The organism is Paenibacillus canaveralius (assembly GCF_047238265.1).
Taxonomy (GTDB): Bacteria; Bacillota; Bacilli; order Paenibacillales; family NBRC-103111; genus Paenibacillus_F.
On record NZ_JBDFMM010000001.1, the window covers coordinates 2,610,419 to 2,626,408 of the forward strand.

At 54.6% G+C, this 15,990-nt stretch carries 17 protein-coding genes; 13 read left to right on the plus strand and 4 right to left on the minus strand.

Annotated features, from left to right (window positions below):
* Positions 1 to 140: 140 nt before the first annotated feature.
* From ABC395_RS12040 to ABC395_RS12070, 7 genes are all read left to right on the plus strand, one after another.
* Positions 141 to 1,775: an ABC transporter substrate-binding protein gene (locus ABC395_RS12040; protein WP_413003301.1), complete on the plus strand. Its 1,635-nt coding sequence runs from the start codon at positions 141 to 143 to the stop codon at positions 1,773 to 1,775.
* A 168-nt stretch (positions 1,776 to 1,943) separates the two neighbouring features.
* Positions 1,944 to 2,726 carry an alpha/beta hydrolase gene (locus tag ABC395_RS12045; protein ID WP_413003303.1) on the plus strand — a complete coding sequence of 261 codons (783 nt, stop codon included), beginning with the start codon at positions 1,944 to 1,946 and terminating at the stop codon, positions 2,724 to 2,726.
* A gap of 32 nt (positions 2,727 to 2,758) precedes the next feature.
* Positions 2,759 to 3,739, plus strand: a complete 981-nt coding sequence (locus tag ABC395_RS12050) for an ABC transporter substrate-binding protein (protein WP_413003305.1) — start codon at positions 2,759 to 2,761, stop codon at positions 3,737 to 3,739.
* Between the two features lie 27 nt (positions 3,740 to 3,766).
* On the plus strand, positions 3,767 to 4,774 hold the full coding sequence (locus ABC395_RS12055; RefSeq protein WP_413003307.1) for a FecCD family ABC transporter permease: 1,008 nt from the start codon (positions 3,767 to 3,769) through the stop codon (positions 4,772 to 4,774).
* Complete coding sequence (locus ABC395_RS12060; RefSeq protein ID WP_413003308.1) at positions 4,767 to 5,789, plus strand: FecCD family ABC transporter permease; 1,023 nt, start codon at positions 4,767 to 4,769, stop codon at positions 5,787 to 5,789. The genes ABC395_RS12055 and ABC395_RS12060 overlap by 8 nt, the downstream gene beginning before the upstream one ends.
* A 15-nt stretch (positions 5,790 to 5,804) precedes the next feature.
* The gene (locus tag ABC395_RS12065) at positions 5,805 to 6,668 is read left to right on the plus strand and encodes an ABC transporter ATP-binding protein (protein WP_413003310.1); all 864 of its coding nucleotides are present in this window, start codon (positions 5,805 to 5,807) and stop codon (positions 6,666 to 6,668) included.
* A 67-nt stretch (positions 6,669 to 6,735) separates the two neighbouring features.
* A complete protein-coding gene (locus ABC395_RS12070; protein WP_413006732.1) occupies positions 6,736 to 7,569 on the plus strand; it encodes an alpha/beta hydrolase in 834 nt (277 codons plus the stop codon).
* A gap of 364 nt (positions 7,570 to 7,933) precedes the next feature.
* Here ABC395_RS12070 and greA read toward each other — a convergent pair whose 3' ends face one another.
* Complete coding sequence (gene greA / locus ABC395_RS12075) at positions 7,934 to 8,407, minus strand: transcription elongation factor GreA (protein WP_413003312.1); 474 nt, start codon at positions 8,405 to 8,407, stop codon at positions 7,934 to 7,936.
* 262 nt (positions 8,408 to 8,669) lie between these two features.
* On the opposite strand from greA, the gene ABC395_RS12080 reads away from it, so the two are divergent.
* The 6 genes from ABC395_RS12080 to ABC395_RS12105 all read left to right on the plus strand — a co-directional run bounded on the left by ABC395_RS12080 (position 8,670) and on the right by ABC395_RS12105 (position 14,629).
* Entirely contained in the window at positions 8,670 to 10,124 is a 1,455-nt protein-coding gene (locus tag ABC395_RS12080) for a 4-hydroxyphenylacetate 3-hydroxylase family protein (RefSeq protein ID WP_413003314.1), read from the plus strand.
* Between the two features lie 40 nt (positions 10,125 to 10,164).
* On the plus strand, positions 10,165 to 10,509 hold the full coding sequence (locus tag ABC395_RS12085; protein WP_413003316.1) for an NUDIX hydrolase: 345 nt from the start codon (positions 10,165 to 10,167) through the stop codon (positions 10,507 to 10,509).
* Positions 10,510 to 10,512: 3 nt separating this feature from the next.
* Positions 10,513 to 11,712, plus strand: coding sequence for a M24 family metallopeptidase (locus tag ABC395_RS12090; RefSeq protein WP_413003318.1), 1,200 nt, complete (start codon positions 10,513 to 10,515; stop codon positions 11,710 to 11,712).
* Between the two features lie 4 nt (positions 11,713 to 11,716).
* A complete protein-coding gene (locus ABC395_RS12095; RefSeq protein ID WP_413006733.1) occupies positions 11,717 to 12,733 on the plus strand; it encodes a PLP-dependent cysteine synthase family protein in 1,017 nt (338 codons plus the stop codon).
* A gap of 64 nt (positions 12,734 to 12,797) precedes the next feature.
* Positions 12,798 to 13,448 (plus strand): orotate phosphoribosyltransferase, encoded by a 651-nt coding sequence (gene pyrE, locus ABC395_RS12100; protein WP_413003320.1) that lies wholly within the window; start codon positions 12,798 to 12,800, stop codon positions 13,446 to 13,448.
* A gap of 71 nt (positions 13,449 to 13,519) precedes the next feature.
* Positions 13,520 to 14,629, plus strand: coding sequence for a quinone-dependent dihydroorotate dehydrogenase (locus tag ABC395_RS12105; protein WP_413003322.1), 1,110 nt, complete (start codon positions 13,520 to 13,522; stop codon positions 14,627 to 14,629).
* A 48-nt stretch (positions 14,630 to 14,677) separates the two neighbouring features.
* Here the strand turns inward: ABC395_RS12105 and ABC395_RS12110 are convergent, their stop codons facing one another.
* The 3 genes from ABC395_RS12110 to ABC395_RS12120 form a co-directional block, all read right to left on the minus strand.
* Complete coding sequence (locus tag ABC395_RS12110; protein WP_413003324.1) at positions 14,678 to 15,151, minus strand: L,D-transpeptidase family protein; 474 nt, start codon at positions 15,149 to 15,151, stop codon at positions 14,678 to 14,680.
* Positions 15,152 to 15,354: 203 nt separating this feature from the next.
* On the minus strand, positions 15,355 to 15,609 hold the full coding sequence (locus tag ABC395_RS12115) for a helix-turn-helix domain-containing protein (RefSeq protein ID WP_413003326.1): 255 nt from the start codon (positions 15,607 to 15,609) through the stop codon (positions 15,355 to 15,357).
* Positions 15,546 to 15,908, minus strand: coding sequence for a DUF1492 domain-containing protein (locus tag ABC395_RS12120; RefSeq protein WP_413003328.1), 363 nt, complete (start codon positions 15,906 to 15,908; stop codon positions 15,546 to 15,548). The genes ABC395_RS12115 and ABC395_RS12120 overlap by 64 nt, the downstream gene beginning before the upstream one ends.
* Positions 15,909 to 15,990: the final 82 nt, after the last annotated feature.

Sequence of the window (15,990 nt, forward strand, 5' to 3'; positions counted from 1 at the left end):
AATAGGTTCTTTTTTTGTGCAAAAGAAACCGATTCTCAAGGTCGCAGACATCTGGTATAATCAAATGATATTGAGAATCATTATCATAAATAACGGACTCCTGAGCGGAACGACAGCCAGCACCATAGGAGGGGAAAGAGTTGAGTGACATTCCGAATATCGATGAAGACATACGCCCGGATTTAACGTCAGCCGCTGCGGATGCTTCCTATAAATTGCGCCAGGTGGAAATCATCAAAGCCGGGGAGAGCTGGGAAATGGATTACCGGCTCATCGATACGCATCTGCTGATCGCCGTTACGGCCGGCGAAGGAACGCTCAAACGGGACGGCGCACTTAGCCGCCTCGGCGAAGATAAAGTACATATATGCCTGCCCGGACAAGTAATCGGTATGGAAGCGGAAGGGGACGGTCTGGAGCTGACTCTTGCCGGTTTCGACCTTTTTTATGAGGATGAAAAGGGAGTAAGCCGCGAAAAGGGAACCTGGAAGGGGCCTCAGGTGCTCCACGTTCAGCCCTTGCCGCAGCTTCCGGTGCTTAGCGGAGCGCTTCATGCTTTCTGGCACGGCAGCGACCCGCTCGACCGGCTGAAAGCCGAGGCGGGATTTCTTGAACTGTTCCATGCGGTCTGTTCTCATACGCGGGACGAATCCCGGCAGGATGCCCGGAGCGCTCTCGAACGGACCCGCCACTATATTGAAAATCACTACCAGACGAACATCACGATCGACGAGCTTGCGCGGATGGCCGAAGTATCGCCGAAGTATTACGGGGATTTGTTTAAGAAAACATACGGGTTGAGCGTGATCGATTATTTGACCGAACAGCGGGTTAACCGGGCCAAGCAGTTGATGGCGTTGTCCCAATCCCGTCTTAAAGACATCGCTCATGTCGTGGGTTACCAGGATGAATTTTATTTCAGCCGGAAGTTCAAGCAGGAAGTGGGCGTTTCGCCGACGGTTTATATGAAGAACCGGAAGAAAAAAATCGCGGTCCATCAATCACACCTGATTGGCCAGCTGCTTGCCATTCATCACCTTCCGTACGCGGCCCCGCTGCATCCCAAGTGGACCGGTCACTATTACGAGCGCTATCGGTCGGATATTCCCGTTCATCTAAGCGCCTACCGGTACAGCGAAGATTGGGAGCACAACATCGAGAAGCTCCGTGAAACACGCCCGGATCTGATCATTTCGATGGACACCCTCAATCCCGGAGAAAAAGAGCGCCTGGAGCAGGCGGGCAAAGTGCTGTACATTCCCGAGCGGCAGGCGGATTGGCGGGAGCAGCTGCTCCTTATCGCCGCCTATCTGGACCGTACGGCCGAAGCGCAGGCGTGGCTTCATAAATTCGACGGCCGTGTGGAGTCGCTGCGCGGCAGGCTGCGGAAATGGGCGGGGGAAGAAACATTTCTGCTGATCAGCCTGCATAAGCAGGAGATCCGGGTATGCGGAACCCGAAGCATGGGCGACGTGTTTTTTCACGAGCTGGGCATGAAGCCGGCCTTCGAGTACGCGCGGGACCGGATCAATGTGCCGATCCATCCGGAGCAGCTCGCGGAACTTGCGGCAGACCATATCCTCGTCAACGTCTGCCAGGAAACGGAGACGCTCCGTCGGTGGCGCGATCTGCAGGCGACGGCTCTTTGGCGGGATCTTAAAGCGGTGCGGACGAACCGGGTTTACGAAATCCCTTCGGATCCTTGGAGGGAATACTCGGCTTCCGGCCACGAACGTATTCTGGGTGAAGTGGAAAAACTGTTTTTACGGAAATAGTCCAGCACGAAATCCGGTTATTGTCCATGTCCCGTCAAAGGAACGTGGGTTATAATTTCAATTGAGAATTGTTATCAATACAAATGAACAAAAAAGAACCTCCCTCTTTTTTTTGTTGTTAAGTGATAATGATTCTCAGTTTTACAAAGAGAGCGTTGGGGGAATGGCATGGAACACAGCAGAGAGAGAGGATGTCTGGAACACCAAGTTTTTCAGGGCAGGACACTGAGCATTTACACACCACCGTCATACGGCTTAACGAAGCACCGCTATCCGGTCATGTATGTCAACGATCCGACCGACTATATGGATACGGTCTCCAACGAGGCGGTGACCCGCATGGAAGAGCTGTTCCGGGAGAAGAAGCTGCCGGAAATGATTCTCGTCGGGCTGGAGCCGCATGAACGGCTGGATGAATATACGCCGTGGCCCGCGAAGGCGCTGGTCGAATCCGTCCAGGATTTCGGGGGATTCGGCGGGAAGTATCTGAACCTTGTGGTTCATGAGCTTAAGCCTTATATCGACGCTCGGTACGAGACGCGGACGGGACCTGCCGATACGGGAATGATAGGAGCTTCGCTAGGCGGTCTGATCTCGATGTTTGCGGCATTCGAACATCCCGGTGTTTTCGGGAAAATCGGCTGCATCTCAGGGTCCTTCTGGTATGAAGGGTTCACCGAATATATGGCGGAGCGCAGGCTGGCCGACGAGGGACAGAGGTTTTACATGTATGTGGGGGATCAGGAAGGCGTAGGCAAGCAAACGATTCAGAGTGCCATGATGGCCAGAACGAGGCAGGCTTACACGCTGCTTGCGGACTCCGGCTTTGGCGGAGCCGGACTGCGTCTGGTTATCGGAGAAGGCGGCCATCACCAGGTTCCCGTATTCGTGGAACAGTTTCCAGAAGCACTGATATGGATTTTCGGCAGAGATACAAAAAAACAAATATAATTTTTCCGGATACGGAGAGGGGTTAGAGAAAAATGAAAAAAACATGGGTGGCAGCCGGTCTGGTTGCGGTAACACTACTATCTTCCGCATGCGGAGCACAGAAAGAAGCGGCTAATACGGGCGGAGCCGAAGCGACCAAAAGTCCGGCGGCGACGGCGGCGGGCAATAACGAACCCCGCAAAATTACATACCTCGACAAAGAATATTCCGTTGCCGCCAAAGCGGAGCGCATCGTAATCGCCGGCTCCATGGAATCGATGGAAGACGCTCTCGTGCTGGGCGTGAAACCGGTCGGCGCGATTTCGGTCGGCGGCAAGTTCCCCGATATGTTCAAGAGCATTACCGATAAAGCGGAATCCGTCGGCGAGAAAACGCAGCCGAATGTGGAAACAATTCTGAAGCTGAAGCCCGATGTCATTCTCGGTTCAACCAAATTTCCTGCCGAAATGATGGAAAAGCTGAACAAGGTTAAAGTGACGCTTCCGATCTCCCATGTTTCGACCGATTGGGAAGCGAACCTGAACGTATTGGCGGAGCTGACCGGTCATCAGGATAAGGCCAAAGAAGTCATTGAGAAGTACAAGAAAGACGCCGCCGCCGCGAAAGAAAAGCTCGGCACTTCCCTGAAAGACAAAAAAGTGCTGGTGCTCCGTGTACGTGCGGGAAGCATCGCCATTTATCCGGCCGGTGTGTTCTTCAACCCGTCGCTCTATACCGATCTTGGTCTCGCCGTTCCGAACGAAGTGAAAGAAGCCAAGGCGCAGCAGCTGATCTCGCTGGAGAAATTGTCCGAAATCAATCCGGACTATATGTTCGTCCAGTTCTCGGAAGACGAGAACAAAGAGCAGCCGAAAGCGCTGGAAGACCTGGAGAAAAATCCGATCTGGCAAAGTATCAACGCCGTGAAAAACAAAAAAGTATTCGTAAACGTCGTAGACCCGCTGGCGCAGGGAGGAACGTCGTACAGCAAGATCAAGTTCCTTGAGGCCGCTCTTCCGAAGCTTACCAACTAAATTTCAACATAAAGCGAGTAATCCGATATGAAAAGAAGTCTGGCAAAGCCTCAATGGATCTTATGGGTTTCACCGGTGATCATCGTGTTCACCATCGTGCTGTCCGTTCTTTACGGGGCCAAACAAATTCATCTGCAAACGGTTATGGACGCCTTGTTCCATTTCGACCCGGGTAATGTCGATCATCAGATTATCCGGACCTCCCGTTTGCCGAGAGTAGTGGGGGCGCTTCTAATTGGAGCGTTCCTTGCCATATCGGGCGCGCTCATGCAGGGGATGACAAGGAATTACCTTGCATCCCCTTCCATCATGGGGGTGACCGACGGCTCTGCGTTTGTTATTACGCTCTGTATGATTTTCCTGCCCAATTCGTCTTCATTGGATATGATTTTCTATTCTCTGATCGGCTCCGCGCTTGGGGTCGGCATTGTATTCGGGCTTGCCTCGCTGCTTCCGAACGGATTGACGCCTGTGCGGATGGCGATCGTCGGCACCGTGATCGGTACGTTCCTCAGCAGCGTTTCGGCGGCTCTTTCCATGTATTTTCAGAAATCGCAGAACATAAGCTTCTGGTACAACGCGAGACTTCATCAACTTGACCCCAAGCTGATTCTACTTTGTGTTCCTTTCGCGATTGTCGGTCTTATCGCCGCCTTCCGGATTGCGAAATCGATCACGATTCTCTCGCTCGGAGAAGAAGTCGCGATCAATCTGGGGCAAAGAACGCTTCTGGTGAAGATCGTCGCCATGGGCGCGGTCGTTATTCTCACAGGAATTTCCGTGGCTCTGGCCGGCAAAATCGGATTTGTGGGACTCATTATTCCCCATATTACCCGCTTCCTGATCGGCATCGACTACAAATGGGTCATTCCGTGCGCCGGTGTGCTGGGCGGTATTTTCCTCGCTCTGGCGGACATTCTCAGCCGGTTCCTGAATTATCCGTATGAAATGCCGATCGGAGTCGTGACCGCTATTATCGGCGTGCCGTTTTTCCTGTATCTGGCCAGAACGAGAGGCGGGGAAAAACATGCCTAAACAATCGTTCCGCCGCTATACGCTGGTTCTTCTGACCGGCATAGTTTTAATTGCGATTGCCGCCTACACAAGCTTGACGAACGGTTCGTTCGATATCACGGTCCGGGATGTGCTGCATACGCTTTTACGCATTAACCCGAGTCCGGAAAATGATCTCGTCATTCTCGAATTCCGGCTGCCGCGTATTGTGATCGCGGGACTGGTCGGCATGGGCCTCGCCATTGCGGGAACCGTCATTCAGGGGATTACCCGCAACGGGCTGGCGGATCCGGGCATTCTCGGTATCAACGCCGGAGCCGGGGCGGCCATCGTTATCTTCATGTTCTTTTTCCAGGGCAAGCTGCACGGAACGGGTTGGTGGGGGATTATGACGATGCCCCTGTTCGGACTGGTCGGAGGGCTTGCGTCCGCCATTCTTATCTACCTGTTTTCGTGGAAAAACGGCCGGATCGATTCCCAGCGTCTGATATTGACGGGGATCGCGATCGGAGCCGGGTTCAGCGCGCTGGCTTTGTTCCTGACGCTCAAGATGGATGCCAAAGATTTCGAAATGGCCGCCGTCTGGACTTCGGGCAGCATTTACAGCGCCAATTGGAAATATGTCGTTTCCATTTTGCCGTGGCTCCTTATCCTGATTCCGTTGATACGGAGAAGCGCGTACACTTTGGATCTTTTCCAGCTTGAAGAAAGCAGTGTGAAAAGTTTGGGAGTCCGCGTGGAAAGGCAGAAGGGAATTCTTCTGCTCGGCAGCATCGGCCTTGTCAGCGCGTGCGTGTCCGTATCCGGAGGTATCGGTTTTATCGGGCTGATGTCGCCGCATATCGCCAAACGTCTGGTCGGTGTTCATCATAACCGCGTTCTGCCGGTCAGCGCCGTTATCGGCATGCTGCTGGTGATCGGATCGGATTTTATCGCCAAAACCGTATTTGATCCGGTGGAGTTGCCTGTCGGCGTCGTTATTTCGATCCTAGGCGTTCCGTATTTTATTTACCTGCTGTTTAAGGCCAAAGCATAGAGGGAGTGTTCGTTCTTGAGTATCATTCGTGTGGAGAATCTGGAAACGTGTTATGAGAAAAACACCGTGTTCCGTGATCTCAATTTTGAGGTGAAGGAAGGGGAGGTCACGACGATCATCGGCCCTAACGGCTGCGGAAAATCGACGCTGCTCAAAACGATCGGGCGCATTCTGAAGCAGAAGAACGGGACTGTTTTTTTCCGCGGCCAAAATTTGAGTTCGATTCCGACCCGGAAGATCGCTCAGCATATCGCCCTTCTGCCGCAGAATCCCATCGCCCCTTCCGAGCTTAAAGTCGAAGAGCTCGTGTCGTACGGGCGGTATCCGCACCGTAAAAACCTGAACAGGCTTTCTCCCCGGGACAAAGAAGTGATCGAGTGGGCGCTCGAAGTTACGAACGTGGCTGCTTTCCGGGACCGGGAAATCGGCAGTCTGTCGGGCGGACAGCGGCAGAAGGTATGGCTGGCCATGGCTTTCGCCCAGGATACCGAAGTGCTGCTGCTCGACGAACCGACGACTTTCCTGGACATGGCCCACCAGCTGGAAGTGCTCCAGATCGTAGAGAAAATGAATATGGAGCGGAAACAGACGATCGTGATGGTGCTCCACGACATTAACCATGCGGCGCGGTTCTCCCACCGGATCGTCGCTATGAAGAGCGGACAAATTATCGCGGCCGGGCACCCGCATGAAATTATTACCAGAGACGTGCTCAACCAGGTGTTCCATATCGATGCCCGGATCATGCTGGACCCCGAGAACGGGGCGCCGGTCTGTTACGGATATGAAAGTTATCTGCGCAATAAGGCGGCTGCATCGGCATCGCCGGGAAGCGGCACGGAACCGCAAAAAGAAGCGGCAGGCGAAGGAGTGAGGTAGATTGAGAACAGTCAATCGAGAGAATGACAAGTCCCGAGCGGCAGCCGGAGTCCTGGAGCGTGTGACCATGCCGCGGTCCGAGCAGCGTACGATGCATTCGCGCGCGAAAAACCGGGAATACCGGATATTCATTGCTGTACCCGAGGGAGAACCACCCGCGTCGGGTTTCCCCGTTGTTTACGTGCTGGACGCCAACTCCGTCTTCGGCACGATGGTCGAAGCCGTGCGCGTCCAGTCCCGGGCTCCGCAGAGAACCGGAGTGATCCCCGCTATCGTCGTCGGTATCGGTTACCCGACGGACGGTCCGTTTCATCCCGCGAGGCATTATGATTTTACGCGTGACATCCGTGTGGAGGAGCTGCCCTTCAAACTCAGGGAGGGTGAACGGCCGGAGCATGGGGGCGCCGGAGCCTTCATGGCGTTCATCGAAGAGGAGTTGAAGCCGGCGATCGAAGAGACGTACCCCATCGACCGCCGGAGACAGACGATCTTCGGCCATTCACTGGGCGGATTGTTTGTGCTTCACCTGCTGTTCGCAAGGCCGGAAGCGTTCCAATGTTACATCGCCGGCAGCCCGTCCATCCACTGGAACAAGCGGGTGCTGCTTGAAGAAGAGCAGGCTTTCGCTTCCAGGCTGTCCGCCTCCGCCGGACAGTCTCCGGGTGAGCTTGCGGATATAAAAGTATTCCTCGCCATCGGGGAACTGGAAAAGTCGCATCATACCGGCGGCGGGGAGAATGCGTCCGAGCTTTGCGGGCGGCTTTCGGCGTTAGCCCCCTGCGGCGTGGAAGCCGTGTACAAAGAGTTCGAAGGCGAGGGGCACGTCTCTGTGCTGCCGCCGCTGATCAGCCGCGCCGTCCGGTTCGCGCTTCGTCCCGAACCCGCTGACCGGCAGGTATAACGGACCTTCACACGTTCGTCCTTCGCGGCAGCCCGGCGGCATCCGTCCGCTGGGCGAGTACCCTGCGTACTCCCGCTGCCGCTATGCGCTAAAGCCCAGTCTCACCCTGAGAAGGACGAACGCTAAGACGCTAATACCGAAACCCGAAACCCGAAACCCGAAATCCGAAATCCGAAATCCAAAACCCGAAACCCGAAACCCGAAACCCGGCATTCGGAAGGTACTGTTCAGGGAAGCGTTGCCCGGGGGAACCGGGAGCGGTGTAATTCGGGCGGAGACCGCGAAAAAAACAAAATGAAAGGGGCAGCCTGCCCAGTCAACCAAATGACTGGGCAGGCTGCCCCTTTTTGCCGGTAAAGGGCGATTATTTCGCTCTGATTTCGAGAAGTTCGTATTTGATGACTCCGACGGGAGCATCCACGCTGACAATACTGCCGACCGATTTTCCCATAAGAGAAACGCCCAGCGGGCTTTCGTAAGAAATTTTGTTATCCGCTACATCCGCTTCGGCCGGACCGACGATCCGGTACTCCACCTTTTCGGAAAATTCGATATCGTTCAGCACGACAATAGAGCCGACTTTAACGGTAGACGTATCGGTATTGTCGGAAACACGGGCTTTTTTCAGCATCCGCTCAATCGTGATAATCCGGGTTTCCATAAAAGCCTGATCGTCTTTTGCGGAGTGGTATTCGCTGTTTTCTTTAAGATCCCCGTAGCTGATCGCGGTCTTGAGGCGTTCCGCCAGCTCTTTGCGCTTCACGGTTTTGAGCTCTTCCAGCTCCTGCTCCAGCTGAGCCAGTCCTTCGGGGGTTAAGATCACTTCTTCTTCTGCCATGTAAACATCTCCTAATGGTACCCAAACTTTTGATAACAGGTGTTTCTTGCATTGTACACTATATGAAGCGATCATGCGAACCCCAAGCCGGAAAAAGTCATCTTCTTATCTTTTTGGTAAAAATTGCATAAATTCTATTGAAAAAGAAGAAGGCGGCATGGTAACCTTAAATATAGTAAAATTTGTCATAAATTATTTAATTATGTTTTGGTAAACAAAATTTGTCATTCAGTGACAATCAGACAGGAGTGAGGCACACGACATGGTAGTTACCGCAAAATCGGCCGCAGGTCAGTATCTGGAGAGACTGAAGGACCGGAATACCGTGTATGTAAACGGCGTGAAAGTCGATGTCCGCACAGAACCCGCTTTTATGGGAGCTATAGCATGCATCGGACGTTATTACGATCTGCAGGATGAGAAGCCGGACGTCCACTGCTTTAAAGACGAGGAAGGCCTCAACGCTCCCGTCAGTTTGCTTGTACCCGCAGCAGAAGAAGACTTGCGGAAAAAAGCGAAGTCATACAAGGAAGTCGCGGATCTGTCATACGGCATGCTCGGCAGAACGCCGGATTTCATCAACGCGGCCCTGGCTACGCTTTATGCCCACAGCAAGCTGCTGGGTGAAAATGCGTACACCGATTTTTCCGCGAATATGAGGGCGTATTACCGGTTTGTCAAGACGAACAACCTTTTCGTCGGACACGGCGCAATCAATCCGCAAATCGACCGCTCGCTGTCTCTGGGGTCCCAAACGAACCATTACGCGGGTGTTAAAGTAGTCGCTCACGATAAAGACGGAATTACCGTCACCGGAGCCAAAATGATTGTGACGCTTGCGCCGATCGCGGACGAGCTGCTTATTTTTAACATGCCGGGTTTAAAGCCTGGGGATGAAGACTATGCCGTGTCGTTCGCGCTGCCGGTCGACTATCCCGGGGTTAAAATCATCTGCCGGAAACCGCTTGTGAAATCATCTTACCACGCTTTCGACCATCCGCTGGCCAACTCCTTTGACGAAATCGACGCCTACCTGATTCTGGACGACGTCTTTATCCCCTGGAATAAAGTATTCGTGTTTAAAGACGTGGCTAAGTCGAACCTGTTCTACGACAAAACATTTGCACGGAATCATACGGGGCATCAGGGGATCGTGCGCGGCTTGTCCAAGGCGGAGCTTCTGACTGGAATCGCCGTCAAACTTGCCGGGATGCTGAAACTGGACGGATTCGTAAATATCCAGGAAAAGCTGGGAGAAATGACTTCGTACGTCGAGCTTCTGCGGGCAAGCATCCTGTTAAGCGAAGCCGACTCGACTGTCAGCCATGAGGGGGTACAAACGCCGAGCATCAACGCCATACAGGCGATCCGCTATAATTTTCCCAAAATGTACGAAAAAATGGTGAAAACGATTCAATCCCTGGCGGCCGGCTCTATGCTGTCGACTCCTCATTACGAGGATTTTTTGGCCGAGGAACTGGGCGGTCTGGCGGTCTCGCTGTCTACGGGTGAGACGGACGCGGCGACCCGTTCGAAGCTTCTGAATCTGGCCTGGGACGCCTCCGGGGACGGTTTCGGGCAGCGTCAACTGGTGTACGAATTTTTCCATGCGGGGGACCCCATGAGAATTGCGGCCGGCCATTATCTTCATTATGACAAAAGCGGAATGCTGTCGATGGTGGACAGGGTACTGGCCCGTGCAAACAAAGCGGATTAGATGCGCGTGCCTCGTAAAAAGGGATGCAGCCCGGCTGCTGTTGGTCCGTGTCAGAGACAACGAGCGGTGGTACCTGCCCGGCGGTAAAATCGAGGCGGGGGAAGAGCCGGAGACCGCGTTGCGAAGAGAGTTAAAAGAAGAACTGGACATAGATCTGCTTCCCGAAAGCATTACGTATATGAGAACAGTGATCGGTGCCGCCTACAAGGAAGACGCGCAGGTCGAACTTCTCTGCTACGAAGCGGACTGGAACGGGGAAATCGCCCCCTGCTCGGAGATCAGCGAAGCGGGCTGGATCGAGATGGACCGGCATGACCTGCTGGCTCCCGCCGTAGCGGACCTGGTCCGGGCGATCAAGAACGAATCCGAAACCGATACGAGGTGAGCCATGCTGTACAATGCGCAGCGGCTTCAAGCGAAGCTGAAGGAACATCAATTGGCGGCGGCCATAGCGACGACCAAAGAAAATATCCGCTACTTGACCGGATTCGAGCCGGTTGTGAAAACATTGAATCCGTACCGTGGGCAGTGCTACGCGGTCGTAACGGCGGATTCGCCCGAAGAGGTGCATGTCGTGCACTCCGTAGGTGAAATCGACCAGATCCTCGATGCCCGCTCGAACATCGGGCAGGTCGTCACATACGGCACATTCTACAGGGAACATCCGGACGGGGGATCGCTGCCTGTAGAAGAAGAGCGGCTGAAATACTTGTCGGACGTACAGAAGAGCCAGGCCGGTCCCGAGGAAGCGCTCGCGGTTCTGCTCGCCCGTCTGAATCTGTCCGCCGATCGGGTTGCGCTGGACGAAGACGGGATTACGGCCTCCGTATTCGGTTCAATCCGCGGCCGGCATCCGCAGGGCGAATTCATCGAAGGCGCCGCTCTCCTCCGGCACATAAGGGCCGTGAAGACGCAGGCGGAAACCGATGCCCTCGCGTATTCGGCCGAATGCATCGACTACGCGATCGGGCAGGTTATTCAAGAGCTTCGCGAAGGTATTACCGAGCATGAGATCGCGGCCGTCTTTTCGACCGCTGTCGCCGCTCGGGGCGGTCTAGCCGTTCTGCCGATGATCAAAGCGGGCCGGCATGCGGTAGGCGGCCAGCGCAGGCCGAGCCGGGACATCCGGCTGCAGCCCGGAGATCTGCTCTGGTTCGACTGCGATATCGTCTGCGACGGATATTGGGCGGATATCGCGAGGGTAGTCGCTTACAGGACGCTTAAACCCGAGTATACAAAGTACGATGCTTTGTATACGGGGCAGCAGGAGGCCATCCGTCAGGTAAGACCGGGGATGACGGGCAGCGACGTTTTTCATCTGACGATGAACGCGGTGCACGAGGCAGGTTTTACCGCCTACAGAAGGCACCATGTCGGTCACGGTATCGGCCTGGAACCTTATGAGCTGCCTATCCTGGCTCCGGGCAGCGGAGATGTGATCGAAGAGGGGATGGTACTTTCCATTGAAACGCCGTATTACGAATTCGGCCTCGGTGCGCTGCACGTCGAAGACCCGGTTCTCGTAACCCGGGAAGAGTGCGTCTGCCTTACCAAAGCGGATACGAGTCAAATCAAAATCGTGGGGTGAAATGATGATTCATACCGATATTACGGAGTGTATTGGAAACACGCCGGTCGTCTCGCTGGACGATAAACTTGTCCCGTCCGGCAAAAAGCTTTATCTCAAGCTCGATTATTTCAATCCGAACTTCAGCATAAAGGACAGAACGGCGCTCGGACTGGTCAAAGCGGCCATGGCGGAAGGCAAAATCCGCCCCGGTTCCATCCTGATCGAATCCACATCCGGCAATCTCGGCAAATCCCTGGCGATGCTGGGGGCGGTTTACGGATTTAAAGTCATCATTGTAGTCGATCCGAAAGTGAGTGCCAGCCTGCTGAAATGGTACCAGGCGTACGGAGCCGAGGTGGATATGGTCACGACACCCGCTTCGGAAGGCGGATTTCAGAGAGCCAGGCTCAACCGCGTTCAGCAGCTGCTGGACAAGTATCCCGGCGCTTTCTGGTCAAATCAGTACGACAATCCGTCCAATCCGGCCTATCATGCGGAGACGACGGCGAAGGAAATCGCGGACCTTCCGGTCGATTCGATCGTGGGGGCCGTCAGCACGGGCGGCCACCTCTGCGGAATCGGAAGATTTGTCAAAGAACACAAGCCGCACTTGCGCGTGGTTGCCTGTGACGTGACGGGCTCCGCCGTGTTCGGTCAGCCGTTTGCGCCTTACCTGATCAACGGAGTCGGCCTCAGCTGGAGAAGCGCGAACACGGATACGTCCGTGCTTGATGCGGTAAGCCTGTCGAGCGATCAGGAAGCGATCTCCGTCTGCCGCCTGCTTGCACGTGATCACGGCATTCTGATGGGCGGATCGGGCGGACTTACCGTGTTCACCGCGCTGGCCTGGCTCAGGCACAGCGAAGATTCTTCCGCAGTCGCGATCATACCTGACGCGGGCACGAACTACCTCGACCAGTTCTATGACGACGAGTGGCTGATCGCCAAAGAAATCAAGCTGCTCGACAGAGCAGAACTGGGGGATAGGCTGCGGCAGAAGGCATTTACGAATTTAAGCCGGCAGGAAACCTTAACGTGATGATGCGGTAGATAAAGGGGCACGGTCTGCAGGCACAATGTGTATAAGAAACGGAGGACGAAGTGTGGAACAAACGAGAGAATCGTTTTCCAAATTTGTTGTGGACGAAGGGATCATCCGGTTCGGCGAATTTATTTTGAAATCGAAACGGGTCAGCCCATATTTCTTTAATTTCGGCTCATTCGACGATTCCAGGAAATTAACGGCACTGGGTTCGTTCTATGCCTCGACGATTGTGCGGGAACAAATCGAATATGACGTGATTTTCGGGCCGGCGTACAAGGGGATCCCGATCTCGCTTGCGACAGCGCTCGCTTTGTTCAGCGGACACGGAATCAACGCGAATTTCGCCTTTAACCGCAAGGAACCGAAGGCATACGGGGAAGGCGGAAATATTATCGGGTCCGGAATCGCGGGCAAAAACGTGCTGGCGGTGGACGATGTGCTGACCTCGGGCAGGACGATCAAAGATACGAAGGAACTGATCGAAAGCCAGGGCGGCCGGCTCTCGGCTTTCCTGGTTGCGCTGGATAGGGAGGAAAAGGGGCAGCAGGGACGCCTCTCCGCGTTAGAGGAAGCCGCCTTGGCCTATGATGTCAACATCTATTCGGTAGCGGGCATCCGGGATATTGTGGCGTACATGCGGACTCAGGGGAATAGGGAAGATCTGCTGGACAGGATCGGCACCTACCTGCAGCTTCACGGTACCGCCTGACCGTCAACAGCGAAGCCGGCCTGCATGTCGCCTCCGGCCTCGCGGTTAGTCTGAAAAGGGGAGGAAATCAGTTGATTTATGAAGCCTTGGTGAAGCCCATGCTCTTTAGAATGGAGCCTGAGGAAGCTCATGACTTCGTTTTGCGGAATTTGCAGAGAATCCAGCGGCAGCCCGGACTTCTGTATCTGCTTGAGAAGCTGTACGGAGTCAGGGAGGAACCCCGGCTGGCCAGCGAAATGCTGGGAATCCGGTTTCCCAGTCCCATCGGCCTGGCTGCGGGTCTGGACAAAGATGCCCGGGCGGTGCCCGCTCTTTCTTCGATGGGCTTCGGGTTTATGGAAGTGGGCAGCGTCACGCCCGTCGGTCAAGCGGGAAACGACCGCCCGCGCCTGTTCCGCCTGCCCGACGACGAGGCTCTGATTAACCGGATGGGTTTCAACAACGGAGGCATTCACGCCATGAAGGAACGGCTGGAGAGCTGCAGCGTTCTCAAAATTCCGCTTGGCATCAACATCGGCAAAAACAAACAGACGCCCAACGAGAAAGCGCATGAGGACTATACGAAGTGTCTTCGTTCCTTGTATCCGTACGCGGACTTTTTTATCATCAATATCAGCTCGCCCAACACGCCCGATCTCCGTAAGCTTCAGCACGGGAGCGAACTGGATGAACTGCTGATCCGCATTACGGCAGAAACGGAGCGACTCAACGCCCGCCACCGGGGGGACAAGCCCGTTTTTGTAAAAATTGCGCCGGATATGGACGGCGGAGAGCTCGAAAACATGATCGGCAAAATCATGAAGCACGGAATACCGGGCGTCATAGCGGCCAATACGACCGTGACGAGAAGCGGGCTCACTCATCCCCACAGGGAGGAAACCGGCGGACTCAGCGGAAAACCGCTGCATCTGAAATCGACGGAGATTATCCGCAGTATTTATAAGCAGAGCGGGGGAACGCTGAAAATCATCGGGTCGGGCGGTATCTTCACGGCCCGGGACGTGTACGATAAAATCCGTGCGGGCGCCTCCCTCGTTGAAATCTACACGTCCTTTATTTACAAAGGACCCGGCATCAACCGGGCATGCAGCAGCGAGCTGCTGGACCTGCTGAAGCTGGACGGATTCGGCAGCCTGTCCGAAGCGGTCGGGGCGGATCATGCGCCCGGCAGCGGCGCGTGACGAAAGCAGGGGAAAAAGGCGGGGGAAAGTTCCCCGCCTTTTTTGGCGTCAGATGTTGTTTACGGTCAGCTTACCGCTGCCGCCGACGGATTTGATTTTGTTGATCAGCGCATTCTGGTTGCTGTTGGACAAACGGATACAGCCGTATGTGGGTCTCAGCGGATACCACGAAGCGGAAGAGTCCGTGGACGCGTCGCCGCCGTGGATCATAAAGCCGAAACGGCCGTTATTCTCCGCGATAAGCGCGTTGCCGCTCGTCGGATCGAGATTGACCCGGCTGTACGGGCCGTACGAAGACTGCGGCGTCCCGGCACCGATGACGGAAGCGGCATACACGCCGGTCGGCGTATCGGCATTCGTCATCTTCCAGTTGGCGTGGTTATTGTTGTTGGCGGGATCGTTCGAGCCGCGTCCCAGCGCTTCGACCGGACCGAAGACGAGCGCTCCGCTTCCGTCGTACATTTTCAGGGTTCCCTTGTTGTCCCGGTTGGCAGGGAAATTGGCAATAATATGGTAACTCATACGATCAGCCTCCTAATGAAATGTAGACGGGAATCCGATGGAGCCGCAGCGGGAAGGAAGGACTCCGCTTCCGTTTCCGCCGCCTCGTTTTCCCTTCTCATCTATGTAGGTAAAAAAGGGGGGCTATTAACAACCGAAACTAAAAAAAATCTCCTTGGGAAAGGAGATTTTTCAGGTGGCTTTACCCATTCGCGGGTATTTCGTCAGGACTTGTCCGGGTTCGGGGCGGGTGAAGGAGGAAAATCCTCGCTTTGTTTCACCAGCGCGATAAAGTCTGTCACGATGCTTTGGACGGCGTCTTCGCGCGACATCCGGATGTAACGGCTTATTTTCAGAATATCGTCTTCGAAAACTTGCAGCAGCCGGAGCATGGCTTCGGGGTCTCCGTCCTTGCTTAGCCGGACGAGTTGGAGAAATTCTTCGTCTGAGATAGGAAGCGGAGCATTTTCCTTTTCCATTTATTCACCGCCTGTTGGGACATATTGAGGTCTTTGGCGACCTGCGCTTCCGTTTTATCCTGGATATAAAGCTGATGGAGCACGTCCCTGCCCGTCCGGGAAGGGAGAGACTGGATCATGGCGAGCGTGTCCAGTTTGCTGTCGGAGCTTTCGGCAAAACCCCGTGCCGTAAAGGCCCAGCCGTTGTCCGACGCCGCATATTCGCGGTTGCTGAGCACCCGGGCTTTATATTGGATGCGCCACCCGATCCGGTACACTTCCTTTCTGTATTTCTCCACCAAAGTAGACTGCTGAGACATAAAAAATCACCCCTTCGTCTTTATCTAATAGGGTAATTCCAGTCGGCTTTTTACAACCGAAAATAGAACGTATGTTCTTGTT